Genomic DNA, 26662 nt, shown 5'->3' on the forward strand with positions numbered 1-26662 from the left:
CCGGCGGAGCGCGAAACGGTGTCGGATTGGGGGGGGGCGCCGCGCGGCGCCGGCGGGCGGCGGCTGCTCAGATCTGCTCGGCCAGGAAGGCGCGGACCACATCGGGCGCGACATCGTCGGCGATGAAGCTCTGCCCGATGCCGCGGGTCAGGATGAAGGTCAGCCGGCCGCGCTTGACCTTCTTGTCCTGGAAGATCGCCGCCATCAGGTCGTCGGCCGTGCCGACGCCGCCGGGAACCTGGCGCGGCGAGACCGGCAGGCCGATCGCCTCCAGATGCGCGCGCGCCCGCGCGGCATCGTCCGGCGAACACAGATTCATACGCACCGAGAAGTCGTGCGCCAGGACCATCCCGATCGAGACCGCTTCGCCATGCACCAGACGGCTGCCGTCATAGCCGGTGATGGCCTCCAGCGCATGGCCGAAGGTGTGGCCGAGATTGAGCAGCGCGCGCGGGCCGGTCTCCTTCTCGTCGATCCTGACGACATGCGCCTTGGCCCGGCAACTCGTGGCGACGGCCTGGATTCGGGCGGCGCCGCCGGCAAAGACCTCCTGCCAGTGCGTCTCGAGCCAGGCGAAGAAGGCCGGATCGTCGATCAGGCCGTATTTGGCGACCTCCGCATAGCCGGCGCGGAAGTCGCGCGGGGCCAGCGTGTCGAGCGCACCGGTATCGGCGAGCACCAGGCTCGGCTGGTGGAAGACGCCGACCAGGTTCTTGCCGTGCCGGGTGTTGATGCCGGTCTTGCCGCCGACCGAGCTGTCGACCTGGGCGAGCAGCGTCGTCGGCACCTGCACGAAGCGCATACCGCGCCGGACCACGCCGGCAACGAAGCCGACCAGATCGCCGACCACGCCGCCGCCGAGCGCGATCAGGAGATCGCCGCGCTCCAGGCGGGCCGACAGGACGCCGTCGACCACATCGCCGAACACTTCGAAGCTCTTCGAGGCCTCGCCGGGCGTGATGACGATCGACGAATAGGCGAGGCCGGCATCGGTCAGGCTCGCCGCCAGCGGCTCCAGGTGATGGCCGGCGACGGTCTCGTCGGTGACGATGGCGTAGCGCGCGCCCGGAAACCGACGCGCCAGCTCCGGACCCGCCCCGGCGATCAGCCCCGGTCCGATCAGAATGTCGTAGCCGCGCTCGCCGAGTTCGACGGCGACGGTCTCGGCAGCGGCGAGGCGGGCGGGTTCACGAGTCATCAGGGTCCTCTCGGGCGTCGAGGCGAGCCTCGATCGCGGCGATGATCTCTTCGGCGACGAGGTCGTGGGAAACGTCGCGGGAGTGCACGGCGATATCGGCGAGCGCATAGACCGGGTAGCGGTCGCGCATCAGGCGGCGCAGCGTCTCGTCCGGGTCGGTGGTGTCGAGCAGGGGGCGGTTGGCCTTGCGCCGGACCCGGCCGGCCAGCACCTCGAAATCGGCCTTCAGCCAGATCGACAGACCGGCCTCGGCGACCGAGGCACGGGTGTCGGCATTCATCCAGGCGCCGCCGCCGGTGGCCAGAACCTGCGGCCCCTCGCCGAGCAGGCGGCGGATGACGCGTCTTTCGCCGTCGCGGAAATAGGACTCGCCATGCTCCGCGAAGATCTCCGGAATGGTCTTCGCAGCGGCCCGCTCGATCTCCACGTCGGCATCGACGAAGGGCAGGCCGAGCCGCTGGGCGAGGCGACGGCCGACGGTCGTCTTGCCGGCGCCCATCATGCCGACCAGCACGATCGAACGCCGCCCGAGCCGCCCGACGATCCGCCGGGCTCTCTCTTCGTCGCTGCTGCGCTTCGCTTCGGCCTGCATCGCCCTCGCCGGGCCTCCCCAGCCCAAAGCCTATCCGGTCGGACGCTTTGAGACCATGGCGGCGCCCGCGTCAAGGCAGTCGAGCGTCGATGTCGGCACGGGCCGCCTTGCGCTGCGCTGCCGCATCGGACAGAAAAGAGGCTGCGACCGATTCGATGCGGCCGTGGCCCGAAGCCCTCCGCCCGACCGCCACCCGACAGGAGGCCCGGCGCCCGTCATGCCCAGCCTCATCAAGTTTCTCGTGGTGCTCCTCGTCCTCGGCATCGTGACCTTTGCCGGGATGTACTATCTCGCCAACTATGTCGAGCCGAAGCCGCGCGAAATCACCATCCGGGTCCCGTCCGACCGCTTCCGGGAACAATAGTCCCGTGGCTGCGCGCGGCCGTCATCACGTCGAGACCTTTCTTGAAATGATGGCGGTGGAGCGCGGTGCCGCGAAGAACACGCTCGACTCCTACCGGCGCGATCTGGACGACTTTTCCGGCTTCCTCGGCGCGCGCGGTCTCGGCATCCAGGCGGCCGCCAGCGACGATATCCGCGACTATCTGGCCGATCTCGCCGGGCGCGGCTTCACGGCTTCGACCCAGCGCCGGCGTTTGTCCGCGATCCGCCAGTTCCAGAAATTCCTCTATGCCGAAGGCGTGCGCCCGACCGATCCGACCGGCCCGGTCGACGGTCCGCGGCGCGGCCGGCCGCTGCCGAAGACCCTGTCGCGGGCCGCCGTCGACGACCTGCTCGGTGCCGTGGCGGCGGATTGCGAGCGGCCCGACCTGTCGCCGGCCGCCCGGCTCCGGGCGCTCCGCCTGCAGGCCCTGATCGAGATCGCCTATGCGACCGGCCTGCGCGTCAGCGAACTGATCGGCCTGCCGGCCTCGGCGGCGCGCGGCGACCTGCCCGTCGTGGTGGTGCGCGGCAAGGGCGGCAAGGAACGCATGGTGCCGATCGGCGGCCGGGCCCGCGAGGCCATGCGCCGCTACCAGGAGGCGGTGCGCGCCGCCGGCAAGGCGGGCACGGGGCGCTGGCTGTTCCCGTCCTGGAGCGAGGAGGGCCATGTCACCCGCCAGGCCTTCGCGCGCGACCTGAAGGCCGCCGCCGCCCGCGCCGGCCTGCCGCCGTCGGCGATCTCCCCGCACGTCCTGCGCCATGCCTTCGCCAGCCACATCCTGGAGAACGGCGCCGACCTGCGCGTCCTGCAGGAACTGCTCGGCCATGCCGACATTTCGACCACGCAGATCTATACCCACGTCCTGGAAGAGCGCCTGAAGCAACTGGTCGCCACCCATCATCCGCTCGCCGGGTGAGGCGCCCGGCACGAATGCCCGGTCCGGGAGCCGGCGGCGCGACCTGCCTTGACATCGCCGCAGACCCGTGGCCTGTCTCCGGCCGCGCGGGCGGCCTGCAGGCCGTCCCAGCCGATCGAGCCGCGTCTCTCCGAACAGCGTTCCGCCGGGCCGGGTCCCAGGCCTAAGCCCCCGAACAAGCCGACCGAGCCAACCCTTCATGCGCAGCTATCTCGAATTCGAAAAGCCCGTCGCCGATCTCGAAGGGCAGATCCAGGAACTGCGTGTCCTGGCGGAGCGCGGCGAAGCGGTCGACGTGACGGAGGAGATCGGACGGCTCGAGATCAAGGCCACCCAGGCGCTGCAGGAAATCTACCAGAAGCTGACGCCCTGGCAGAAGACGCAGATTGCCCGGCATCCGGACCGCCCGCATTTCGTCGATTACGTGGAGCGCCTGATCGAAGACTTCACGCCGCTCTCCGGCGATCGGAAATTCGCCGAGGATGCGGCGATCCTCGGCGGCTTCGGGCGGTTTCGCGGCCAGTCGGTCGCCGTCATCGGGCACGAGAAGGGATCGGACACGGCGAGCCGCATCCGCCACAATTTCGGCATGGCGCGGCCCGAGGGCTATCGGAAGGCCGTGCGGCTGATGGAACTGGCCGACCGTTTCGATGTGCCGGTGATCAGCCTGGTCGATACGGCCGGCGCCTATCCGGGCATCGGTGCGGAAGAGCGCGGCCAGGCTGAGGCGATCGCGCGCTCGACCGAGGCCTGCCTCAACATCGGCGTGCCCAACGTGGCGCTGATCATCGGCGAGGGCGGCTCGGGCGGCGCCATCGCGATCGCCACGGCCAACCGGGTGCTGATGCTGGAACATGCCATCTACAGCGTGATCTCGCCGGAAGGGGCGGCCTCGATCCTGTGGCGCGACCCGGCGCGCGCCCAGGATGCGGCCACCAACATGAAGATCACCGCGCAGGATCTGATCCGGTTCAAGGTCGTCGATGGGGTCATCCCGGAGCCGCTCGGCGGCGCCCACCGCGCGCCGGAGGCGGTGATCGATGCCGCAGGGGCGGCGATCGCCGAGGCGTTCGGCGCCATGGCCGGTCTGTCGCGGGAGGATGTCCGCCGTCAGCGGCGCGAAAAGTTCCTGGCCATCGGCCGCGTGCTGTGATGCCGAAGCCGCCGCAAATGGGCGGCAATCCGGTTGCAAACGGTTTTGCTGCCGTGCGAATCTTGGGCTAGTGTCGGGCGGCGACGCGCGGGTGTCCGCGACCGTTAACAAGCCGTCAACGAAACGGTCGCTAGTCTATCGATCGGTCCCGCGGCAGTGTGGGGCGAGGGTGTTTCGGTTCGGCTGACGCAGTCTCGCGGCCGGAACCGCGTTTTGGGTGGTACTCGGATGGTCTTCAAGCCGGCTCTTCGCCTTCTCGCCATCTCGGCGGTCGCTTTCGGGCTGGTCGCCTGCCAGGAAGAGCATGGACTGATCGAGCAGAACGGCAAGTCGATACGGCCGCTGCGCCAGGACATGCTCGAACTGATGGCCGAGAAGGGAATGCGCAAGGAGGACCCGATCCTCGTCCGCATCTTCAAGCAGGATTCGGTGCTCGAAGTCTGGAAGCGCGACAAGACCGGCCGCTATGCCCTGCTCAAGGATTACAAGATCTGCGCCTGGGGCGGCACCATCGGGCCGAAGATCCGGCAGGGTGACAAGCAGTCGCCGGAGGGTTTCTACACGGTCACCCCCAGCCGTATGAACCCGAATTCGCAATACTACCTGTCCTATGATGTCGGCTTCCCGAACGCCTTCGACCGCGCCTATGGCCGCACCGGCGACGCGATCATGGTGCATGGCGCCTGCTCGTCGGCAGGCTGCTTCGCCATGACGGATGCGCAGGTCGAGGAGATCTATGCGCTGGCCCGCGAGGCCTTTGCCGGCGGCCAGCCCTCCTTCCAGGTGCAGTCCTTCCCGTTCCGCATGACCGCCCAGAACATGGCGCGCAACCGGAACAATCCGAACATGCCGTTCTGGCGCAACCTGAAGGAAGGTTACGACCACTTCGAGGTGACCAAGATCGAGCCCAAGGTCGATGTCTGCGAGAAGCGCTACGTCTTCAATGCGCAGCCGAAGGACCCGGCCATGTCGAGCTTCAACGCGGTCGGCGCCTGCCCGGCCTACGAGGTGCCCTCGCATATCGCGACGCTGGTGGCCGCCAAGTCCAAGGCGGACGAGGCCGAACGCTCCACCGTCATTGCCGCGCTCGACGAGAAGGAGCGCAAGGCGACCCAGGAGGAACTCGATCGGCGCCTCGAGGAATCCAAGCCGAAGCGCGAAGGCGGTAGCCTGATGGCGTCGATCTTCCGCAGCGGTCAGGGTGAGGGGGCGCCGGCGACGACCGGTTCCGCCGGGGCGGCTCGGACCCCGATCGCCGTGCCGGTCCCGCGGGCGGCCCCGGGCCGGATTCCGTCGCAGCCGGTGGAGGTCGCCAAGGCCGACCAGGGCGTCGGATCGTGGTTCGGCTTCGCCTCGAAATCCGACGGCGAGACGACCGGAGCCGCCAGGGCCGGAGCGGTTGCGACGACCGCGGCCGTACCCGCCAGCACCGCCGTGGTGATGCCGGCAGCGCCGCCGCGGCCCGCGGTTGCGCCCGCTCCGGTCGGCAGCAAGCCGGCGGTCGTCGCGGCTCCCGCGCCCGCGCCGGTCGCCGCCGCGGCGGCCCCGAAGCCGGAGCGGTCCATCTGGCAGCGGCTCAATCCGTTCGGCGGCTGATCGCCTTTCCGACATCGCCTTTCCGACATCGCCAACGCCCGGCATGACCGTTGTCGCCAGCCCTTGGCGGGACCCGTCGGCGCGATCGCGCCGGTTCGAGACGCACTGCCGGCGAGGATGGCCGCGGGTCCGCAGAACCGCCGGCGTTCGGCCCGATCCGTCCGACCGTTCCACATGCCGCGGCGGTCTGACGGTTCAGACCGATCAGTTGCGGTCGTCGGGCAGGATCGGCAGGGCGTGCACGTCGATGCCCTCTTCGATCAGCGCCTCGGCCTCCTCGGCGCTGGCCTCGCCGTAGATGCCGCGCTGCTCGCTTTCGCCGTAGTGGATGCGGCGGGCCTCCTCGGCGAAGTCGGCGCCGACATAGTCGGCATTCTCCAGCACCTTGGCGCGGATTTCCTTGAGCGCGGCCAGAAGCGCCGCCTGGGCCGGATGGGGCGCGACGACAGCCGGCGGGGCCGCGGCGGCGGCCGGTACGGGCACCGGCGCAGCGGCGGGTGCGGGTGCGCTACCGGTGGCGGTCTCGGTCGCCGGGACGGCGGCGCGGCCGCGTGCGGGCTGGACATTCGGCGCCATCAGGGCGCGTGCGACCTGGGTCGAGCCGCAGACCGGGCAGGAAACGTGGCCGGCGGCGGCCTGGGCCTCGAAATCGGACGAGGACCGGAACCAGCCTTCGAATTCGTGCTCCGTCGGGCAGATCAGCGCGTAATGGATCATGGGGCGGCCTTGAGCTCGACGGGCAAAGCCGGTGCGGCCGCGAAGGGGCGGTCGTGCCGGAGGGCCGGGATGCGTCCGCGCGCCTCGGCGACGAGGCCGAGATCGATATCGGCGATCGCGATGCCGGGACCATCGGCCGCCTCGGCGACGATCCGGCCCCAGGGGTCGACGATCAGGCTGTGGCCGTAGGTCGAACGGCCGTTCTCGTGCAGGCCGCTCTGCGCGGCGGCAAACACCCAGGCTCCGTTTTCGATCGCCCGGGCGCGCAGCAGGACATGCCAGTGGGCTTCGCCGGTCTGCTGCGTGAAGGCCGCCGGAACGCTCAGAATGTCGGCGCCGGCCTCGCGGGCCAGCGCCCGGAACAGCTGCGGGAAGCGCAGATCGTAGCAGATGGCGAGACCGAGCCGCCCCCACGGCAGGTCGACCGTGACGGATTCCGCGCCCGGGCGGATGCGGTTGCTCTCGCGATAGCTCTCGCCGCCGACCAGGTCGACGTCGAAGAGATGGATCTTGTCGTAGCGCGCCGCGACCGAACCGTCCGGGGCGATCACGAAAGCGCGGTTGGCGGCCTTGGCCTCCGCGACCTTGATGGCCAGCGAGCCGACATGCAGCCAGATGCCCAATTCGGCGGCAACGGCGCGGAGCCGCGCCAGGGTCGGGTCGGCCGCCTCTTCGGTCAGTGCCGCGAACAGGCGATCGCCGTTATGCTCCATGATGTTGGTGTTTTCCGGCGTCTGCACATACTGCGCACCGGCCGCAGCGGCCTCGCGCACCAGCGCTTCGACGGCCGCGATATTGGCCTCGACCGAGCGCGAGGCCGTGGTCTGGACGAGCGCGGCGCGGAATTGGGTCATGGCACTCACCGGAAGGGGCCGGCTTTCGAAACCGGCCAGTCGGGTTGATGGGCCGGGTCGGCCGCGGCGGATGCGGAAAGGCTAGCCGTGCGCCTGGGCGGACGCCAGCAACGGATCGAGGCGGCCGGCGCGATCGAGAGCATGCAGGTCGTCGCAGCCGCCGACATGGGTCGCACCGACGAAGATCTGCGGAAAGGTGGTCCGGCCGGAACGGTCCATCATCTCCCGGCGCAGGGCGGGCGATCCGGTCGCGTCCTTCTCTTCGTAGGCGACGCCCTTGCGGTCGAGAAGCGCCTTGGCGGCACTGCAATAGCCGCAGAATTCACGCGTGTAGATGACGACGGCTGCCATGGTGCGGATCCGGGTGGAGGGCCGGTGTGACCGATCTCCGTCATATATGCAAGGTTCCGGCCGCGGCAACCCGCGCGAAGGTGATCACGTCGACGGCGGCCGCACCGCCGCGTTTCAGCGCACGCGTGGCGGCCTTGACGGTGGCGCCCGTGGTCAGCACGTCGTCGACGAGGAGGATATGCGTCCCGGCGATGCGCGCCTTGGCGGCCGGCGGCACCCGGAAGGCGCCGGCGACATTTTCGGCGCGCTCGCGCGGATTGAGCCCGACCTGGCGGTCGGTCGCCTTGACGCGAGCGAGCGCGAGCGGGTCGACCGGAAGCCCGCATTGGCGCCCGAGCTCGGCGGCGATCAGCTGCGATTGGTTGAACTTGCGCGTCAGCAGCCGGCTCGGATGCAGCGGCACGGGCACGATCAGCCCCGCGCGGGGGAAGAGGTCGGTGCCGGCCCGCGCCGTCAGGCGCCCGATCAGGCGGCCGAGCTCGGTGCGGTCCTGATACTTGAGCCGGTGGACCAGTTCGGCCGCCATCCCCTCGTAGAGCACGGCCGCGCGTGCCTTGTCGAAAGGCGGCGGATCGGCGATAGCCTCGGCCGAGAGCGCGCCGGGGCCGAGGTCGTAGCCGAACGGAATGCCGAGCTGCTCGCAATAGGGGCGTTCGATCAGGCGCAGGTCGGCCCAGCAGGCGGCACAGAGGCTGTGCGGCTCGGCGACCGGGATCCGGCACTGGCTGCAGACCGGCGGCAGCACGAAATCCAGCCCGCGCCGGAAGAGCCCGGCCGCCCCGGCGACAAGCCCGTGCCCACCAGCCTCGCGGGCGCGGTCGAACAGGCGGCGGAACGGGATGTGCGGGTCCATAGTGCAACCATAACGCACTGGCACGCCCGCGCCCAGAGCGCCCGGGAGCCGGTGCGGGCCGCTGTCTGTCCGCTCGGCTTTGACCTTCGCGCGCGGCCGGCCCATATAGCCGCGGTCAGCACGAGGCCTGAACCCGCATGACCGTACCGCCGATCTTCGACCGCGCGCTGCTCGCCCGTCGGCGCGGCCGTGCGCTCCGCGAGGCCCGGCCGGGCGCCGATTTCCTGATGGCCCGCGTGGTCGAGGATCTCGCCGACCGGCTGGCGACGGTGAGCCGGCGCTTTCCCGTCGCCGTCGCGCTCGGCGATCCGACCGGCCGGACGGCCGCGATGCTGCGGGCCTCCGGCAAGGTCGAGCATGTCGTGGAGGTCCTGCCGCCGGCCGATCCGCCGCCGGCGGGACGCGGCGACCTGATCGCCGACGAAGCCCTGCTGCCGTTTCGCGACGGTGCGCTGGATCTCGTCGTGGCGCCGCTTGCGTTGCACTGGCTCGACGATCTCCCGGGTGCGCTCGTTCAGATCCGGCGGGCGCTGCGGCCGGACGGGCTTCTGCTCGCGGCGCTGCCGGGCGGTGAGACGCTGTCGGAACTGCGCCGCAGCCTGATCGCCGCCGAGGCCGAGACGACGAACGGCGCGAGCCCGCGCGTAGCACCCTTCGTCGACATCCGCGATCTCGGCGGCCTTCTGCAGCGGGCCGGCTTCGCGCTGCCGGTCACGGATGTCGACCGGATGACCGTGCGCTATGACGACATGTTCGCGCTGATGCTCGACCTGCGTGCCATGGGGGCGACCAGCATCCTGGCCGAACGCAGCCGCAAGCCGGCCGGCCGCGGCCTGTTCCTGCGCGCCGCCGCACTTTATGCCGAGCGCCATGCCGATCCGGACGGGCGCATCCGGGCGACCTTCGAGATCGTGTCGGCATCGGGCTGGGCGCCGCACGAAAGCCAGCAGAAGCCGGCCCGGCGCGGTTCGGCGACCGTCAGGCTCGCCGATGCGCTCGGAACGGTCGAGCGGTCCGGCGGCGAGACTGCGGACGGGATCGAGTGAACGGGGCTTGGCGACGGCTGGTGCGCCTCTGTTCCGGCACGCGGCGATTCAGCTCGATTTCACATTCGAGCGGATCAGGCCGCTGACCCAGTCCCACTGCGCGGCAAGCTGCTCGCCGAATCCGGTGATGCCGGCGATGATCACGATCACCACCAGGCTGGCGATCAGCCCGTACTCGATCGACGTCGCGCCGAACTCGTCGGTGCGGAGAGCCGAGAGGCGGCTGCGCACGAATGAGGCGACGGTCGAGGCAACGGTCATCGCGGTTTCCGTCAGATCAGATCGACGAGATGCGGGATCAGCGGTTCATCGGCCGGCGGCATGGGATAGTCCCGGAGATCGCGAGGCCGAACCCATTTCAGGGCCTGTCCCTCGCGCGCCACGACCATGCCGGTCCAGCGCCGACAGACCCATAGTGGCATCAGCAAGTGAAAATTGGGATAAACATGGCTGGCAAAGGTCAGGGGGGCGAGACACTCGCTCTTAACCGTGATGCCCAGTTCCTCGTCGAGTTCGCGGATCAGCGCCGCCTCGGGGCTTTCCCCCGGCTCGACCTTGCCGCCGGGGAATTCCCACAATCCTTCCATGGACTTGCCGGGCGGCCGCTGAGCCAGGAGGATCCGGCCGTCGGGATCGATCAAGGCCACCGCTGCCACGAGCACGAGCTTCGTCATGATTCAGCGCATCCTTTACGCGCAAGGTTGCTTAACGGGATGGATACGCTGTTTCGAAACAATTCGTATCAACTGCGATAGTCGCCGTTGATGGCGACATACTCCTTGGTCAGGTCGCAGGTGTAGGTCGTGTCGCGTCCCTCGCCGAGGCCGAGCGCGATGCGGATGCGGATATGGTCGCCCTGCATGTGGGCGCTGGCGGCGGCCTCCGAATAGTCCGGGTCGCGCGCGCCGTCGACGGCGACACGGGTTTCGCCGAACCAGATCGCGAGCCGGTCGCGGTCGGCCGGCTCGCCGGCCTTGCCGACCGCCATGACGATGCGGCCCCAATTGGCGTCCTCGCCGGCGACCGCGGTCTTGACCAGCGGCGAATTGGCAACCGACATGGCGATGCGCCGCGCCGAGGCCTTGGAGACGGCGCCTTCCACCGTCACTTCGACGAACTTGCGCGCGCCCTCGCCGTCGCGGGCGACCTGCCGGGCGAGATCGAGCGTGACCGCGTCGAGCGCGGCACGGAATGCGCCGAGACGCGGGTCGGCCGGATCGTCGATGCGCGGGGCGCCGGACTTGCCCGTCGCGAACAGGAGCAGCGTGTCGGAAGTCGAGGTGTCGCCGTCGACCGTGACCGCATTGAAGCTGTCGACCACGGCGGCCGACAGCAGGTCCTGCAGGACCGGCGCGGCGATGGCCGCATCGGTGAAGACGAAGGACAGCATGGTGGCCATGTCGGGGGCGATCATGCCGGCGCCCTTGGCGATGCCGCAGAGGACCACGTCGGTATCGCCGATCTGCGCCCGCGCGGTCGCCACCTTCGGGAAGGTGTCGGTGGTCATGATCGCCTTGGCGGCCTCGATCCAGGGACCGTCGGCGAGACGGGCGGCGGCATCGGGCAGCACGGCCAGGATCTTGCCCGCGTCGAGCGGCTCGCCGATCACGCCCGTGGAGGCGAGGAAGATCTCTGCCGGATCGCAGCCGACGAAGGCCCCGGCGCCGGCGGCGGTCGCCTCGACGGTGGCGACGCCCTTGGCGCCCGTGAAGGCATTGGCGTTGCCGGAATTGACCAGCACGGCGCGCGCACGGCCCTGCGCGAGGCTGCGCCGGCACCAGTCGACCGGGGCGGAGGGGCATTTCGAGGTGGTGAAGACGCCCGCCACCTCGGTGCCCTCGTCGAGCGCGACCAGCAGCACGTCGGTGCGCCCCTTGTACTTGATGCCCGCCGCGGCGGTCGCAAAACGAACCCCCGGCACGGCGGGCATCTCCGGCACGGTCTTCGGGGCGAGCGGCGAAACGGCATGGGCCATGGCAGGATCCTCGATGGTCGGCGCCCCGGTTTAGCGGCCGATCGGGGCGGGCTCAAGCGACAGTTCCGTGGCGCCCGGGATGACGGCCGTCTGCCGCCGGCGGCGGATCGTGATCACAAGCGCGGAACCACTTCCGATCCGCCGGGTTACCTCAAGCGACGCCGCAAGCGGCACCTCACGAGGGAGAGACCCATGACACTCGGCACCATTCTGATCGTCATCCTGATCCTGATGCTGATCGGCGCCATCCCGAGTTGGCCCCACAGCCGCGGTTGGGGCTACGGGCCATCGGGCGTGCTCGGCACGGTCCTGATCGTCATTCTGATCCTGGTGCTGATCGGGCGCATATAAGTCCTGCCAGGCGGCCGCTCGGCGGCGCTCAGCCTTCGCGCGAGGGGCTTGCCAGCCAGGCGGCCCCGACCACCGCCAGGGCGAGACCCGCAGGGATCGCGGCGAGCCAGGTGCCCGCCGCCGCCAGGGCCGCACCGCCGGCCCAGGCGATCGACGAGAAGGCCTCGGCGAAGGTGGAGAAGCGGGACGCCGTCTGCCGGCGTCGGAACTGGCTGCGCCGCGCGCGCGTCCGGAACAGAAGCTGGATGGCGATCGCCGACAGGGCGGCGGCGGCAGCGAATGTCGCCATCATCGTCGCCTCGAAGGGCGACGAGACCGCCATGGCGCCCGAGAAGGGCAGGATCACCACCGAGATGGCGGCGATCACCGCGCCGGCCTTGGCGCGGGTCGCGGTTGCGGCCGGCACCGGGGCGGTCGCGACCAGGTCGGGCGCGTCTTCGCCCGAGATGGTCAGCCAGGCGAGACCGCCGGCGAGTTGGCCGGCCGCCATCACCAGCACCGGCACCAGCACCACGAGCGCGCCGGTACGGTCGCCGAAATTGCGCCAGAGCAGAAAGGCCGGCGGCAGCAGGTAGAGAAGCTGCATCAGCGTCTGCGACAGGAGCCAGGGATCGCGCGCGACCAGCCGCCATTCCTTGCGCCGAAGCGCGGCGGCGGGCGAAGACGGTCCACGAAAGGCGGTGCCGTGCGCGGATGGCGCGGCAGCATCGGCCGTCCCGGCGGTGGTCAGCGCCAGCGCGCCGAACTGCCCGGCAAAGGCGAGGATCGCGCCGATCAGGACGAGCGCGCCGAACCCGAGCGTGGCGGCGAGCGGCCCGGCTTCGCCGGCGGCGGCGCGCGCCGGCCAATAGAGGAGGCTCGCCTCCGCCGGCATCGCCTGGGTTACGACCGGCGAGGACAGGAAGGAGGTGCGGTCGAGATGGCCGAAGGACAGGATCGAGCCGACCTGGACGCCGATCACGAAGGCTGCCCCGGTCACGGCGGCAAGCACCTGCGCGGCGAAGCGGGTCCGGCGCGGGCCGATCAGCCGGATCAGGCCGACCGTCAACGTCACGGCGAGACCGGTGGCGACCGCGCCGCCGGCGGCCATTACCGGATAGGCGGCGAGCCAACCCGGACGGTCGAAGACGGCCAGCACATTGACGAAAGGCCCGGCCAGCAGGGCCGTCATGGCGCCGGTCGCCAGGGCCACGGAGCCGATGCGGACGGCGAACAGGCGTCCTGCGGCGGTGGGCGACGACAGGATCAGGTCGAGATCGCCGCGCGCATAAAAGGCACGGGTGACCGATTCCAGGGCCTGCGACAGCATCAGCGCGAAGGCGGCGGCACCGAGGCCGGTGGCGACGACCAGCGTGGTCCGGTCGAGGATCAGCGGAAGGCGCCCGCCGGCAACCAGGATCGCGTAGGCGATCAGGTGCAGGAAGGCGGCGAAGCCGGCCAGCGCCGCATAGACCAGACGGCGGCGCGTCGGCCGGCCGGCGGTCATCATGCCGACGAAATCGCGCCAGGCGAGGCGCATCTCGTGATGCGCGAACCAGGTCAGGTTGCCGGGGCGCGTCACGCGGCCAGATCCTGGCCGGCGACCAGATCGAGGAAGATCTCCTCCAGAGTGCCGTGGCGGGCGCCCGAGGCGGCGTGCAACTCGGCGAGCGTGCCTTCAGCGATCAGCCGGCCGGCAGCGATGACGCCGATACGCTCGGCCATGCGCTCGGCCACTTCGAGGATATGGGTGGTCATGATGATGGTCGCGCCCGCGCCGACCCGCTCCAGCAAGACGGACTTGACCTGTCGGGCCGAGCCGGCGTCGAGCCCGGTCAGCGGCTCGTCGAGGATGATCAGGCGCGGCTCGTGAATCAATGCCCCGGCCAGCGCCACCTTCTGGCGCATGCCCTTGGAGAAGCCCTCGCAGCGCTGATGGGCCTGGGCGGCAAGGCCGAGCCAGTCGATCAGGTCGGCCGCGCGCGCGGCGGCAACCGGGCCGGGCAAGCTCCAAAGCCCGGCGACGAATTCGAGATACTCGACCGGGGTCAGCTTGTCGTAGACCAGCGGTTCGTCCGAAACCCAGGCGGTGATGCGCTTGGCGCCGATCGGATCGCGGCGGGCGTCGATGCCGAAGATCTCGATCGAGCCGGCATCCGGCGGCAGCAGGCCCGCCACCATGCGCAGCGAGGTGGTCTTGCCGGCACCGTTGGGGCCGAGCAGGGCGTAGAACTCGCCGGCCCGCACCTCCAGGTCCAGTCCGGCCACGGCCGGGCGGCCGAAGCTCTTGGCGAGGCCGCGGACGCGGAGGGCAGGCGGGTCGGTCGGCATGGCGTCGCGCTCCGGCGGCCGGGCCGGATCGGCTCGGGTCGGGCGCGACGCTAGGCCGTTCCGGTTAGGGCGGGGTTACCCGGTAGGGTTGACGAAGCCTTGGCGCCGACGTCGAAACCCGGGGTGACTTGCCGCCCGGCCGCGGCCGGCGCCGGCCTGCCCGCGCGGGCCGGAGGTCGCCGGTCCGCTGCCGGCGGCTCGACCCCGCCTCTCTTTCAGATCCCGGACAGGCGCTCGCGATAGATCGGCTCCAGCGTGGCGAAGCGGCGCCAGAAGCCGTCCGGCTCGCGGTCGTCGATGCGCGCGACCAAAAGGTCGAGATGGCTGTGCCAGCCGGCCGAGACGTTGATCATGGCGCCCGGATCGGCGAGGCGGCTATGCGTCACGGTCAGGCGCACGTTCCCGCCCGTCTCGACCAGATCGAAGCGGACATGGGATGCGGTCTCGCTGCGGCCCCAGCTATAGGCGAGGCAATGCGGCGGATCGCATTCGGTGACGATGCCTTCGAGCCGCGACTCCTCGCCGAAGCGCTCGAAGCCGGCCGGCGGCGGCGCGTCGCCGGGCGTCAGGCCGTTGTTGCGGAAGACCAGTTCGATCGCGCCACCCGGCACCAGGTCGAAGGCGCCGGCGGCCAGCCATTGGCGGCGCAGGTCCGGTTCGGTCAGGTAGCGCCAGAGGCGCGCGGCCGTTCCCGGCAGGAGGCGTTCGATCACCACCGTGTCGGCCGTCACCCGGCGCCCGAAGCCGCCGATTTCAGTTTCCATCTTGCCCATCGGTCTCTCCCTTGGCCGCATCCTCGGCCCGCAGCAGCGCCTCGAGGACATCGAGCCGCTCGGTCCAGAACTTTTCGAAATGCCGGATCCATTCCTGGCCGGCATGCATCGGGGTCGCATCGAGCCGGCAGACATGCTGCCGGCCGCGGATCTCGCGCCGGATCAACCCGGCATCCTCCAGCACGCGGATATGCTTGGAGGCGGCGGCGAGCGACATCGGGTGCGGCGCCGCCAGGTCGCCGACCGACCGCGCGCCGCCGGCCAATTGCCGCAACATCGCCCGACGGGTCGGATCGGCGAGGGCGTGGAAGACGGCGTCGAGCGGGGCGGAATGATCATCAACCATGTGGTTGAATATGTCGGATCGCCGACGGACTGTCAACCGAATGGTTTCATATTGGGCGAGGAATGCGCGGCGCCCATGCGAAGGGCGGTCTGGCGATCCCGGGCGTCTCCTGTCAGGGTGCCGCGCCGCAACATGGCTGGTCGGATGGAGGCGGGTGCGGGTGACGGAACGGGTCGAAAACGGTGCGGGATGGGCGCTGGCCGGGCCGGCGGCCTGCTTCGGCGCGCTCCTGGTGGTGATCGGTTTCGCCCGCTTCGGCTATACCGCCCTGGTCCCGGCGCTGGTCCATGAGGGCTGGACCACGCCGACCGGCGCCGGCTACCTCGCCTCGGCCAATTTCTCAGGCTATCTGCTCGGCGCGCTGACGGCGGTGCCGATCGCCCGCTGGGTGCCGGTCGCCGCCATGGTCCGGCTCGCGCTGGTCGTCACGGCGGCCTCCTTTGCGGCCTCGGCCTTCGATTTCGGCCTGATCTGGCTTGCCGTCTGGCGCTTCCTGCCCGGCTTCACGGGATCGGTCGTGATGGTGCTGGCGCCGATGACCATTCTGGCCGCGGTGCCGCCGGCCCGGCGGGCCGGCATGGTCGGGTTGATGTTCACCGGCATCGGGCTCGGCATCGCGCTTTCGGGCACGCTGGTGCCGATGCTGGCCGGGCTCGGCGTCGCCGCCGCCTGGATGATCCTGGCCGCCGCCTCCGCGGCGGTCGCGGTTGCGACCTGGCGCATCTGGGGGCAGGTCGCCGGCGCGGTTCCGGTCGCGGCCGCGGCGGCGCCGGCCGAACCGATGCGCCGGCCGGTGGCGGTCGCGCTGCTGTTCGTCGCCTATGCGCTCGATGCGGCCGGTTTCGTGCCGCACACCGTCTACTGGGTCGACTACGTCGCGCGCGAACTCGGTCTCGGCTACGGCGTCGGCGGCACGCAGTGGATCCTGTTCGGGATCGGCGCGGCGGTCGGCCCCCTGGCGGTGGCGCGCGTGGCGGGGTGGATCGGCTTCGGTCCGGCCGTGGTCCTGTTCTTCCTCCTCAAGGCGGCGGCCGTGCTGCTGCCGGTCTTCATGACCGGCCTGCCGGCGCTCGCGGTCTCCTCCATCCTGGTCGGCGCCCTGACCCCCGGCATCGCCTCGCTGACCGCCGGCTATTCGGCCGAACTGGCCGGCCCGGGCCGCCAGCGCGCGGCCTGGGGGCTGATGACCTCGGGCTTCGCCGGCACCCAGACCGCCGCCGCCTCGCTGTTCGCAACGCTCCTCGGCCGCACCGGCGACTATCCGCTGATGTACGAGATCGGCGCCGGCCTGCTTTTCGCCGGCGCCGCCCTGGCACTCGCCACCCTGTTCGGGCGCCGGCCGGCTTGACCGGCCCAGAGAGAGGTCTTCTCGGCCTGAACGGCCTCTGGACAACACCGCGCCGGCCCGTCACTCCTGCCCGTCGGCGCCTGTCCGGATCCGGGGGCGCGGAGGACGATGGCGGATGCCGGCGCGCGCATTGATGATCCAAGGCACCGGCTCGGATGTCGGCAAGTCGGTCCTGGTCGCGGGCCTTGCGCGCGCCTTCACGCTGCGCGGGCTCGCGGTGCTGCCGTTCAAGCCGCAGAACATGTCCAACAATGCCGCCGTCACGGCGGATGGCGGGGAGATCGGGCGTGCCCAGGCGCTGCAGGCGCGCGCCGCCCGGGTCGCGCCCGCGGTCGACATGAATCCCGTGCTCCTGAAGCCGCAGAGCGAGGTCGGCGCGCAGGTGGTGGTGCAGGGGCGGGTGATCGGCAACGCCAAGGCGCGCGAGTTCCAGGCCTGGAAGCCGCGCCTGAAGGCGGCCGTCATGGAGAGTTTCGAGCGCCTGAGGGCCCGCGCCGATCTCGTGCTGGTCGAGGGCGCCGGCAGCGCCGCGGAGGTCAATTTGCGCGCCGGCGACATCGCCAATATGGGCTTCGCACGCGCCGCCGACGTCCCGGTCGTGCTGGTCGGCGACATCGACCGCGGCGGCGTCATCGCCCAGATCGTCGGCACGCGCGCGGTCATCGATGCCGAGGATGCCGCCATGGTGGCCGGCTTCGTGGTCAACAAGTTCCGCGGCGATCCGAGCCTGTTCGAGGCCGGCATGAGCCTGATCGCCGAACGCAGCGGATGGCGCAGCTTCGGGCTGGTGCCCTGGTTCGCCGAGGCCGGCCGCCTGCCGGCCGAGGACGCCATGGCGCTGGCCGGGGCGGATCGCGGTGGGGCGGGCGGCGGAGCGGCCGCAGCCGGCACGGTGACCATCGCGGTGCCGCTGCTGCCGCATATCGCCAATTTCGACGATCTCGATCCGTTGCGCGGCGAACCCTCGGTCCGGCTGCGCATGATCCGCGCCGGCGAGGCCCTGCCGGGCGATGCCGATCTCGTTCTGCTGCCCGGCTCCAAGGCGACTATCGCCGATCTGGCCGCCCTGCGCGCCGCCGGCTGGGATATCGACATCCTGGCCCATGTCCGGCGCGGCGGCCGCGTCCTCGGCATCTGCGGCGGCTACCAGATGCTCGGCCGGTCGATCGCCGATCCGGACGGGGTCGAGGGGCCGCCGGCCGCCGTCGCCGGCCTCGGCCTGCTCGATGTCGAGACCGTGTTGGGCGGCGCCAAGACGCTGACGGCGGTGACCGGCCGGTTGGCGGCGGGCGGCGCGCCTTTCGCCGGCTACGAGATGCATGTCGGCGTCACCGACGGCCCCGGGCGGGCGCGGCCGCTCGTCGCCTTTGCGGACGGCCGCGTCGATGGGGCGGTCTCGCCGTCCGGCCTGGTCGCCGGCTGCTACGTGCACGGCCTCTTCGCCGACGACCAGGCCCGGGCCGGCTTCCTGGCCGGCCTCGGCGCGGCCGCGTCGGGCTATGCCTACGAGCAGGAGGTCGAGGCGGTGCTCGATCGCCTTGCCGGCCATCTGGAGACCCATATGGATCTGGACGGCCTCCTCGCCCTGGCGCGATGATCGGGCCGCTTCACCCCTGCCGGAGCCAAGCCATGAACGACATGCGCCACGTCACGCCACCGACCGTCTCCCGCCGCACGCTGCTCGGCGGTCTCGGCGCCTCGCTTCTGGCCGGCCCGGCTCTCCTGGCCGGGCCGGCCGCAGCCGCCGGCGGCAGCTTCCGGGCCATCCGGGTCGATACCGGTCCGCTCGCCGCGCTCGGCGTCTCGCGCTATGCGGCGGTGGTGCGCACCGTGATGGAGCCGATCGCCGCCCGAGTCTTCGCCGGCCGGATCGTGCCCGGCGACCGGCGTCTGCCGACGCTGGTCCTGGTGGTTCAGGAAATCCAGATGGCCTCCTATGGCGGCGGCAGCGGCTTCGGCCGGGACGGCATGGATCGGCCGCTCGACTGGATCACCGGCGCCGGCCTGGTCGTCGACGGGGCCGGGCGGACGATCGAGCGCGTGCCGATCACCGCGCAGCGCGACGCCGCCGACGGCGGCCCGTGGTACCTGACCGAACAGAGCGAGCGCCGGCGGCTGGAGAACCTCTGCGAGTCGCTCGCCTCCTGGGTCGCGCGGGCGGTGTGACCGGCAGGATCGGGCGTGTCGGTTCCGCAACGGTGCTGCCCGCCGCCGGTGTCGTTCCCCAATCCAGGCACCGGTCGAATGCACACTTTCGTGACCATCAACGATGAGTTCGGTCAGGATTTGGTCATACCTGTGACGACATCTGCCCGCCTCTTTCGCAGGGAGCCGATTGTCTGCGCAAATGTTGAACGCGTGGCTTCTGGCCCATGGCCTCCGCCGCGGATTTCTGCTTATAGTCCCGCGACATCGGAAAAGACGGCGATTGGACGGGCCGGATCACGGCCGTGTTACTTCGCGTGATCGGTCTGCTCGCCAGGAGCAAGGTATGGTGAAAGTATTCAATTGGCTTCTGGCGCTGGCTTGCGGCGTGGCCGTGGTGATCGGCATCGGCTTCTATCGTCCGGAGTGGCTGCCGAAGCCGGTCCATGCCGAACTTCTGAAGCATAAGCTCGCGGCGCCGCTGCCCGAGATCGCCGCGACGGCCGGGACCGCATCGCGGCCGGGCGCGCCTGCGCCGGCCGGCGGTGGCGGCGCACAGCGTCCGGTCGCCGTCGAAGCCGCCAAGGTGCGGGTCGGTCCGGTCACGGCCAGTCTGACGGCGATCGGCTCGCTGCGTGCCGACGAGAGCGTGACGGTCGCCACCGAGATCGACGGGCGCATCTCCGAAGTGGTGGTCCGCGAAGGCATCAAGGTCGAAGCCGGCGACGTGCTGTTCCGGCTGGACGATCAGATGGCCAAGGCGGAGCTGGCCCAGGCCAAGGCCGAATTCGCCCTGGCGGAGGCGAATTACGACCGCGCCGACACGCTGTTCAAGCAGAAATCCGGCACCGAGCGGACGCGCGACGAGACGCGCTATGCGCTCGACCGCACCCGCGCCAATGTCGAACTGGCCGCCTCGCGGCTCGACAAGACCACCATCCGGGCCGCCTTCGGCGGCGTGGTCGGGCTTTCCGCCATCGGCGTCGGCGAATATGTGACCAAGGGCCGCGCGCTGATCGTCCTGTCGCGCGTCGACCCGATCAAGGTCGATTTCCGCCTGCCCGAGGTCGAACTCGGCAACGTCAAGGTCGGCTCGCGCATCCGTGTCGAGGTCGATGCGCTGCCGGGCCGCAAGTTTGACGGCGAGGTCTACGCGATCGATCCGCAGGTCGACGTGAACGGCCGCGCCCTGCAGCTGCGCGCCCGGATCGCCAATGCCGGCGGTGAGCTGAAGTCGGGCCTGTTCGCGCGCGTCGAGCTGATCACCGCCTCGCATCCCGAAGCGATCACCATCCCCGAGACGGCCCTGGTCAGCCAGGGCCGCGAGCGCTTCGTCTATATCGTTCGCGACGGCAAGGCGGTTCGCTCGAAAGTCGTCACCGGATTGCGGCTGACCGGCCGGGTCGAGGTGCTGGAGGGCGTCGGCCCGCAGGATGTCGTCGTGGTCTCCGGCCAGCAGCGCCTGCGCGACGGCGTCCCGATCGAGATCGTCGGAACCGGCCCGACCTCCTGACGGCCGGGTTCGGCACCGACCCATCCGCCTGTCCGGACCCGCACCGTCGGGTCCGATGAAGCATCGAACGCCCCGTACCGAGACCCGAGCGAGCGTCGCCCATGTCCCTTTCCGAACTCTGCGTCCGGCGTCCGGTCTTCACCACGGTCATGACCGTGATGATGGTGCTGATCGGGGCGGTCTCCTACCAGCGCCTCAGCGTTCGCGAATATCCGAACATCGACGAGCCGGTCGTCTCGATCGTGACGCGCTATGCGGGCGCCTCGCCGGAGATCATCGAAAGCCAGGTGACGCAGGTCATCGAAGGCTCGGTCGCCGGCATCGAAGGCATCGACGTGCTGACCTCGTCGAGCCGGTCGGAATCGAGCCGCATCACCGCCCGCTTCCGCGCCACCGTCAATCCGAGCGAGGCGGCCTCCGACGTGCGCGACCGCGTCGGCCGTGTCCGCGGCAAGCTGCCCGACACGATCGACGAGCCGATCATCACCAAGGTCGAAGCCGACGCGCAGCCGATCATCTACATCTCGTTCGCCTCCAAGCGACACAGCTCGCTGCAGATCACCGACTATCTCGACCGCTACATCGTCGACCGGCTGAAGAATGTCGACGGCGTCGCCGACGTGACCATCTTCGGCGAGCGCCGCTATGCCATGCGGGTCTGGCTCGACGACCAGCGCCTTGCCGCCTATCAGCTGACGACGACCGATGTCGAGAATGCGCTGAAGGGCCAGAACCTGGAACTGCCCTCCGGCCGCATCGAGAGCAACGACCGCGAATTCAACGTCCTTTCGCGAACCGGCCTGAACACGCCCGAGCAGTTCCGCCAGATCGTGGTCAAGCGTGCGGACGGCATGCTGGTCCGGGTCGGCGACGTCGCCCGCGTCGATCTCGGCGCCGCCGACGAGCGCCGCCAGGCGCTCTACAACGGCGACGAGGCGGTCACGCTCGGCATCGTCAAGCAGGCGGTCGCCAATCCGCTCGACGTCTCGAAGGGTGTGCGTTCCCGCATCGACGAGATGCTGACGGAGCTGCCCGACGGCATGACCGGCGAGGTCGCCTACGACACCTCCGTGTTCATCGACCGGTCGATCAAGGCGGTCTACCACACCATCCTGGAAGCCGTGATCTTCGTCGTCCTGGTGATCTTCCTGTTCCTGCGCTCGGTCCGGGCGACGCTGATCCCGATCATTACCATTCCGGTGTCGCTGATCACCATCTTCGCGATGATGTTCGCGCTCGGATTCACGGTCAACACATTGACGCTGCTGGCCATGGTGCTGGCCATCGGCCTGGTCGTCGACGACGCCATCGTGGTTCTCGAAAACGTCCACCGGCGCATCGAACTGGGTGAGAAGCCGTTCCGGGCGGCCATCGAGGGTACCAAGGAGATCGCCTTCGCGGTCATCGCCATGACGGTGACGCTCGCGGCCGTCTACGCGCCGCTGGCCTTCTCGACCGGCCGCACCGGCCGGCTGTTCATCGAATTCGCGCTCACGCTGGCCGGCTCGGTCATCGTGTCGGGCTTCGTCGCCCTGACGCTGTCGCCGATGATGTGCTCCAAGATCCTGAAGGAGCACGAGACCCACAATTTCCTCTACCGCGCGCTGGAATGGGTGTTCGAGACCATCACCGCCACCTACCGCGCGCTGCTCAAGGGGGCGCTGGTGATCCGGCCCTTCGTCGTGGTGGCGACGGTGCTGGTGGCCGGTGCGGCCGTGGTCCTGTGGTCGAACCTCAAGCAGGAGCTGTCGCCGATCGAAGACCGCGGCGTCATCCAGGGCTTCGGCGTCGCGCCGGAAGGCTCGACGCTCGATTTCGTGCTGCGCTATGCGCAGAAGACCCAGGAGGTCTATGCCAAGATTCCGGAGGTCAAGTCGACCTTCGTGATCGCCGGCTTCCCGCAGATCACCAACGCCACGGCGGTGGCGCGGCTGGTCGACTGGGACGAGCGCAAGCGCACCCAGCAGCAGATCGTGCCGACGCTGTTCAGCGAGTTCGCCCGCATTCCCGGCGTCACCTTCTTTGCCAACAACCCGCCGTCGCTCGGCCAGGGCTTCTCGTCGCGGCCGATCGAATATGTCATCCAGACCTCGGGCACCTACGAGGACCTGCGCGTCCTGCAGGAGAAGATGCTGGAGAAGGTACGGGCCAATCCGGGCCTGGTCAGCGTCGACACCGACCTGAAGCTGAACCAGCCGCAGGTCGAGGTGAAGATCAACCGCGACAAGATCCTCGAATCCGGCCTGCAGGTCGAGACGGTCGGGCGGACGCTGGAGACCATGCTGGGCGGGCGCACGGTCAACCGGTTCGAGATGGAGGGCGAGCAGTATGACGTGATCGTCCAGCTCGCCGCCGCCAACCGGACCACCCCGCAGGCGCTGTCCTCGCTTTATGTCCGCAGCCCCGACGGCGCGATGATCCAGCTGTCGAACCTGGTCGACATCAAGGAGGTCACGGCCGCGCGCGAGTTGAACCGCTTCAACCAGATGCGCTCCGTCACCCTGACGGCGTCGCTGGCGCCCGGATACGCCCAGGGCGAGGCGCTCGCCTTCCTGGACCGGGTCGCCGACGAGGTGCTGCCGAAGACCGCGCGCACCGACGTGGGCGGGCAGAGCCGCGAATTCCGCAATGCCGGCACCAGCTTCCTGCTGATCCTGGCCCTTGCCGCCATGTTCATCTACCTGGTGCTCGCCGCCCAGTTCGAGAGCTTCGTCGACCCCTTCATCATCATGCTGACGGTGCCGGTCGCGGCGGCCGGCGCGCTCTATGCGCTTCTGGCCACCGGCGGCACCTGGAACGTCTACAGCCAGATCGGCATCGTCACGCTGATCGGCCTGATCACCAAGCACGGCATCCTGATCGTCGAATTCGCCAATCAGCTGCAGGAGAAGGGGCATTCCAAGCGGGAGGCGATCATCGAGGCGGCGACCTTGCGCCTGCGCCCGATCCTGATGACCACCGGCGCCATGGTGCTCGGTGCCTATCCGCTCGCCCATGCCACCGGCGCCGGCGCGGAAAGCCGCCAGCAGATCGGCTGGGTCATCGTCGGCGGCATGAGCTTCGGCACGCTGCTGACGCTGTTCGTGGTGCCGGTCGTCTACTACATGATCGCGCGCGAGCATAAGCGCGACCACCACGAGGATCTGGCCCCTTCGCATGGGCATGGCCAGGGCACCGGCGGCGCGCCGGCACCGCAGCTGCACGCGGCGGAGTGACGGTCGATCGACCGGTGCGCCGGCGCTGCCGCGGCGGGCATGCGCCGGCACGTGCGTTCCCCGCCGGATTGGGCTAAAGCACCGCACGGTCCTTGTCTTCCGGAGTCGTCATGCCGCCCCGCATCACGCCGCTCGTCGCCGGCCTGCCGGCGACCGTTCCCTTCGTCGGTCCGGAAACCCAGGAGCGCCAGCGCGGCACCCGGTTCCGGGCCCGGATCGGCGCCAACGAAAACGGCTTCGGCCCCTCGCCGAAGGCCGTCGCCGCGATGGCCGAGGCGGCCGGCGAGGTCTGGAAATACTGCGATCCGGAGAACTGGGACCTGAAGCAGGCGCTGGCGCGTCATCTCGGCGTCGGTCCGGACAATGTCGTGGTCGGGGAGGGCATCGACGGCCTGCTCGGCCTGACGGTCCGGCTGGTGGTCGAGCCGGACCTGCCGGTGGTGACGTCGCTCGGCGCCTATCCGACCTTCAATTTCCACGTCGCCGGGTTCGGCGGCCGTCTGGTCACGGTGCCGTTCACGGGCGACCGCGAGGACCCGCAGGCGCTGGCGGCGACGGCCCGAGCCGAAGATGCGCGGCTCGTCTATTTCTCCAACCCAAACAATCCGATGGCCTCCTGGTGGCCGGCCGGGACCGTGGTCGGGCTGATGGATGCGGTGCCGGACGACACGATCCTGTGCATCGACGAGGCCTATGGCGAATTCGCCCCCGACGGCACCCTGCCGCCGATCGATGTGAGCCGGCCGAACGTGCTGCGCTTCCGCACCTTCTCCAAGGCCTACGGCATGGCCGGCGCGCGCATCGCCTATGCGGTCGGTGCGGCCTCGCTGATCCGGGAATTCGACAAGATCCGCAACCATTTCGGCGTCAACCGGATCGCCCAGGCGGGCGCGCTCGCGGCGCTCGGCGATCCCGCGCATCTCGCCTGGATCCGCGAGCGGATCGTCGAGGCGCGCGCCCGGATCGGCCGGATCGCCGAGGCCAACGGCTTGAAGCCGCTGCCGTCCGCCACCAATTTCGTGACCGTGGATTGCGGCCATGACGGCGCCTTCGCCCGGCGTCTGCTGGTCGCGCTCGCCCAGCGCGGCGTGTTCGTGCGCATGCCCGGTGTGGCGCCGCAGGATCGCTGCATCCGGATCGGCTGCGGCCCGGCCGCCGATCTCGACGTGCTGGAGGCCGAACTGCCGGCCGCCCTGGCGGTCGCGCGCCGCGAGGCCTGACCGGGGTCGCGCCGGTCCGATGCCGCCGACGCGGGCCGGGTCCGCGCCGCGCCCGATTGCGGGGTTCAGACCCCGATGCTACCACATTGCAATTGTCTGATGAATGTGCCGGCATGAAACCGGCCGCCAACGAGGAACGCCCATGTCGCGCGCGCTTTCGCCCCGCACCGTCCGCCTTCATGCCGAGGACAATGTCGTCGTCGCCGTCGACACGGTCGATGTCGGCGCGTCCGCCGGCGGGGTCGTGGCCCGCCAGCGGGTGCCGCGCGGCCACAAGCTGGCCACCGTCGCCATCCCGGCCGGCGCGCCGGTCGTCAAGTTCGGCCAGATCATCGGCTTCGCGACCGTTGACATCGCGCCGGGCGATCACATCCACAGCCACAATTGCGCCTTCCAGACCTTCGACCGCGACTATGCCTATGGGGCGGACGCCCGCAATGATATGGTACTGCCGCCGGAGCTGCAGGCGACCTTCGAGGGCTATCGTCGGCCGGACGGCAAGGTCGGCACGCGCAACTACGTCGCCATCCTGTCGAGCGTGAACTGCTCGGCCTCCGTCGCGCGTTTCATGGCCGAGGCGATCAACCGCTCCGGCGTCCTCGCCGACTATCCGACCATCGACGGCGTCGTGCCCTTCGTGCACGGCACGGGCTGCGGCATGGCCGCATCGGGCGAGGGCTTCGAGGTCCTGAAGCGGACCCAGTGGGGTTATGCGACCAACCCGAACGTCGCCGCCGTGCTGCTGGTCGGCCTCGGCTGCGAGGTGTTCCAGATCGCCCGCATGAAGGACGAGTACGGCATCGTCGAGGGCGACCATTTCCAGACCATGACCATCCAGGAGACCGGCGGCACGAAGAAGACGATCGAGCAGGGCATGGAGCGCATCCGCGCCATGCTGCCGATCGCCGCCCGCGCCCGGCGCGAGACGGTGCCGGCCTCCGAACTGATGCTGGCGCTGCAATGCGGCGGCTCGGACGGCTATTCGGGCATCACGGCCAATCCGGCGCTCGGCGCGGCCGCCGACATTCTGGTCGAGCATGGCGGCACCGCGATCCTGTCGGAGACGCCGGAAATCTACGGTGCCGAGCATCTGCTGACCCGGCGTGCGGAGAGCCGCGCGGTCGGCGAGAAGCTGGTCGAGCGCATCCGCTGGTGGGAGGACTACACCGCAAAGGCTGGCGGTTCGATGGACAACAATCCGTCGCCCGGTAACAAGGCCGGCGGCCTGACCACGATCCTGGAGAAGTCGCTCGGGGCGGCGGCCAAGGGCGGCACCACGACGCTGCGTGGCGTCTACGAATATGCCGAGCGGGTCGACCGCAAGGGCTTCGTGTTCATGGACACCCCCGGCTACGATCCGGTCGCCGCCACCGGCCAGGTCGCCGGCGGCGCCAACGTTCTGTGCTTTACGACCGGGCGGGGCTCGGCCTATGGTTGCAAGCCGACGCCGTCGATCAAGCTTGCGACGAATTCCGATATATTTAATCGAATGATCGACGATATGGATATCAATTGCGGTGATATCCTCGAAGGTGTCAGCATTGCTGATAAGGGACGCGAGATCTTCAATAAGATCTTGCAGGTTTCTTCGGGTGAGAAGTCGAAATCCGAGGAACTGGGCTATGGCGACAACGAGTTTGTCCCGTGGCAGATCGGTGCGACCATGTGAAGCGCAGCGTGCGCCGGATGCATTGTACCTAACCCTATGGCACCGATCGCGGATTCTTCATCGAACTCTCGGAATCCGGTGATCGGGCCAAGGTCTTTTCAGGCATTCTACCAGCCGCAATCATAGCATTAACGCA

At 69.8% G+C, this 26662-nt stretch carries 26 protein-coding genes; 13 read left to right on the forward strand and 13 right to left on the reverse strand.

Annotated features, from left to right (window positions below):
• Window positions 1-67 precede the first annotated feature (67 nt).
• Both aroB and KL771_RS17090 read right to left on the reverse strand, forming a co-directional pair.
• Window positions 68-1198 (reverse strand): 3-dehydroquinate synthase, encoded by a 1131-nt coding sequence (gene aroB / locus KL771_RS17085; RefSeq protein WP_261969746.1) that lies wholly within the window; start codon window positions 1196-1198, stop codon window positions 68-70.
• A complete protein-coding gene (locus KL771_RS17090; RefSeq protein ID WP_261969747.1) occupies window positions 1188-1790 on the reverse strand; it encodes a shikimate kinase in 603 nt (200 codons plus the stop codon). Before KL771_RS17090 ends, aroB begins: the two co-directional genes overlap by 11 nt.
• Before the next feature lie 217 nt (window positions 1791-2007).
• On the opposite strand from KL771_RS17090, the gene KL771_RS17095 reads away from it, so the two are divergent.
• The 4 genes from KL771_RS17095 to KL771_RS17110 all read left to right on the forward strand — a co-directional run bounded on the left by KL771_RS17095 (window position 2008) and on the right by KL771_RS17110 (window position 5840).
• Window positions 2008-2154: a histidine kinase gene (locus tag KL771_RS17095; RefSeq protein WP_261969748.1), complete on the forward strand. Its 147-nt coding sequence runs from the start codon at window positions 2008-2010 to the stop codon at window positions 2152-2154.
• A 4-nt stretch (window positions 2155-2158) separates the two neighbouring features.
• A complete protein-coding gene (locus KL771_RS17100) occupies window positions 2159-3091 on the forward strand; it encodes a site-specific tyrosine recombinase XerD (protein ID WP_261969749.1) in 933 nt (310 codons plus the stop codon).
• A gap of 199 nt (window positions 3092-3290) precedes the next feature.
• The gene (locus KL771_RS17105) at window positions 3291-4244 is read left to right on the forward strand and encodes an acetyl-CoA carboxylase carboxyltransferase subunit alpha (protein ID WP_261969750.1); all 954 of its coding nucleotides are present in this window, start codon (window positions 3291-3293) and stop codon (window positions 4242-4244) included.
• Between the two features lie 228 nt (window positions 4245-4472).
• On the forward strand, window positions 4473-5840 hold the full coding sequence (locus tag KL771_RS17110) for a L,D-transpeptidase family protein (RefSeq protein WP_261969751.1): 1368 nt from the start codon (window positions 4473-4475) through the stop codon (window positions 5838-5840).
• Window positions 5841-6044: 204 nt separating this feature from the next.
• Here the strand turns inward: KL771_RS17110 and KL771_RS17115 are convergent, their stop codons facing one another.
• The 4 genes from KL771_RS17115 to KL771_RS17130 all read right to left on the reverse strand — a co-directional run bounded on the left by KL771_RS17115 (window position 6045) and on the right by KL771_RS17130 (window position 8615).
• Window positions 6045-6557: a DUF1178 family protein gene (locus tag KL771_RS17115; RefSeq protein WP_261969752.1), complete on the reverse strand. Its 513-nt coding sequence runs from the start codon at window positions 6555-6557 to the stop codon at window positions 6045-6047.
• A complete protein-coding gene (locus tag KL771_RS17120) occupies window positions 6554-7411 on the reverse strand; it encodes a carbon-nitrogen hydrolase family protein (RefSeq protein WP_261969753.1) in 858 nt (285 codons plus the stop codon). Before KL771_RS17120 ends, KL771_RS17115 begins: the two co-directional genes overlap by 4 nt.
• A gap of 81 nt (window positions 7412-7492) precedes the next feature.
• Window positions 7493-7762 (reverse strand): glutaredoxin 3, encoded by a 270-nt coding sequence (grxC, locus tag KL771_RS17125; protein WP_261969754.1) that lies wholly within the window; start codon window positions 7760-7762, stop codon window positions 7493-7495.
• Between the two features lie 40 nt (window positions 7763-7802).
• Entirely contained in the window at window positions 7803-8615 is an 813-nt protein-coding gene (locus KL771_RS17130) for a ComF family protein (RefSeq protein ID WP_261969755.1), read from the reverse strand.
• 137 nt (window positions 8616-8752) lie between these two features.
• Between KL771_RS17130 and KL771_RS17135 the strand changes: the two genes are divergently transcribed.
• Window positions 8753-9661, forward strand: coding sequence for a methyltransferase domain-containing protein (locus KL771_RS17135; RefSeq protein ID WP_261969756.1), 909 nt, complete (start codon window positions 8753-8755; stop codon window positions 9659-9661).
• Window positions 9662-9709: 48 nt separating this feature from the next.
• Here the strand turns inward: KL771_RS17135 and KL771_RS17140 are convergent, their stop codons facing one another.
• The 3 genes from KL771_RS17140 to argJ form a co-directional block, all read right to left on the reverse strand.
• On the reverse strand, window positions 9710-9922 hold the full coding sequence (locus KL771_RS17140) for a Flp family type IVb pilin (RefSeq protein ID WP_261969757.1): 213 nt from the start codon (window positions 9920-9922) through the stop codon (window positions 9710-9712).
• Window positions 9923-9933: 11 nt separating this feature from the next.
• Window positions 9934-10335 carry an 8-oxo-dGTP diphosphatase MutT gene (mutT, locus tag KL771_RS17145; protein ID WP_261969758.1) on the reverse strand — a complete coding sequence of 134 codons (402 nt, stop codon included), beginning with the start codon at window positions 10333-10335 and terminating at the stop codon, window positions 9934-9936.
• A gap of 68 nt (window positions 10336-10403) precedes the next feature.
• Window positions 10404-11636 (reverse strand): bifunctional glutamate N-acetyltransferase/amino-acid acetyltransferase ArgJ, encoded by a 1233-nt coding sequence (argJ, locus tag KL771_RS17150; protein WP_261969759.1) that lies wholly within the window; start codon window positions 11634-11636, stop codon window positions 10404-10406.
• 192 nt (window positions 11637-11828) lie between these two features.
• Between argJ and KL771_RS17155 the strand changes: the two genes are divergently transcribed.
• Entirely contained in the window at window positions 11829-11987 is a 159-nt protein-coding gene (locus tag KL771_RS17155; protein WP_261969760.1) for a DUF3309 domain-containing protein, read from the forward strand.
• 28 nt (window positions 11988-12015) lie between these two features.
• Here the strand turns inward: KL771_RS17155 and KL771_RS17160 are convergent, their stop codons facing one another.
• The 4 genes from KL771_RS17160 to KL771_RS17175 all read right to left on the reverse strand — a co-directional run bounded on the left by KL771_RS17160 (window position 12016) and on the right by KL771_RS17175 (window position 15416).
• Entirely contained in the window at window positions 12016-13548 is a 1533-nt protein-coding gene (locus tag KL771_RS17160; protein ID WP_261969761.1) for a permease, read from the reverse strand.
• The gene (locus KL771_RS17165) at window positions 13545-14297 is read right to left on the reverse strand and encodes an ABC transporter ATP-binding protein (RefSeq protein ID WP_261969762.1); all 753 of its coding nucleotides are present in this window, start codon (window positions 14295-14297) and stop codon (window positions 13545-13547) included. Before KL771_RS17165 ends, KL771_RS17160 begins: the two co-directional genes overlap by 4 nt.
• Window positions 14298-14512: 215 nt before the next feature.
• Window positions 14513-15070 (reverse strand): SRPBCC family protein, encoded by a 558-nt coding sequence (locus KL771_RS17170; RefSeq protein ID WP_261969763.1) that lies wholly within the window; start codon window positions 15068-15070, stop codon window positions 14513-14515.
• Window positions 15051-15416: an ArsR/SmtB family transcription factor gene (locus KL771_RS17175; protein WP_261969764.1), complete on the reverse strand. Its 366-nt coding sequence runs from the start codon at window positions 15414-15416 to the stop codon at window positions 15051-15053. Before KL771_RS17175 ends, KL771_RS17170 begins: the two co-directional genes overlap by 20 nt.
• A 160-nt stretch (window positions 15417-15576) precedes the next feature.
• On the opposite strand from KL771_RS17175, the gene KL771_RS17180 reads away from it, so the two are divergent.
• The 7 genes from KL771_RS17180 (at window position 15577) to KL771_RS17210 (ending at window position 26526) form a co-directional block, all read left to right on the forward strand.
• Window positions 15577-16764, forward strand: coding sequence for an MFS transporter (locus tag KL771_RS17180; RefSeq protein WP_261969765.1), 1188 nt, complete (start codon window positions 15577-15579; stop codon window positions 16762-16764).
• A 115-nt stretch (window positions 16765-16879) separates the two neighbouring features.
• On the forward strand, window positions 16880-18361 hold the full coding sequence (locus KL771_RS17185; protein ID WP_261969766.1) for a cobyric acid synthase: 1482 nt from the start codon (window positions 16880-16882) through the stop codon (window positions 18359-18361).
• 32 nt (window positions 18362-18393) lie between these two features.
• Entirely contained in the window at window positions 18394-18930 is a 537-nt protein-coding gene (locus tag KL771_RS17190) for a hypothetical protein (protein ID WP_261969767.1), read from the forward strand.
• Between the two features lie 325 nt (window positions 18931-19255).
• Complete coding sequence (locus tag KL771_RS17195) at window positions 19256-20422, forward strand: efflux RND transporter periplasmic adaptor subunit (protein WP_261969768.1); 1167 nt, start codon at window positions 19256-19258, stop codon at window positions 20420-20422.
• A 101-nt stretch (window positions 20423-20523) separates the two neighbouring features.
• A complete protein-coding gene (locus tag KL771_RS17200; RefSeq protein WP_261969769.1) occupies window positions 20524-23637 on the forward strand; it encodes an efflux RND transporter permease subunit in 3114 nt (1037 codons plus the stop codon).
• A gap of 110 nt (window positions 23638-23747) precedes the next feature.
• Window positions 23748-24857 (forward strand): pyridoxal phosphate-dependent aminotransferase, encoded by a 1110-nt coding sequence (locus KL771_RS17205; protein WP_261969770.1) that lies wholly within the window; start codon window positions 23748-23750, stop codon window positions 24855-24857.
• Window positions 24858-24999: 142 nt separating this feature from the next.
• Entirely contained in the window at window positions 25000-26526 is a 1527-nt protein-coding gene (locus tag KL771_RS17210) for a UxaA family hydrolase (protein ID WP_261969771.1), read from the forward strand.
• Window positions 26527-26662: the final 136 nt, after the last annotated feature.

Source organism: Prosthecodimorpha staleyi (genome assembly GCF_018729455.1).
In the GTDB taxonomy this organism is placed as follows: domain Bacteria; phylum Pseudomonadota; class Alphaproteobacteria; order Rhizobiales; family Ancalomicrobiaceae; genus Prosthecodimorpha; species Prosthecodimorpha staleyi.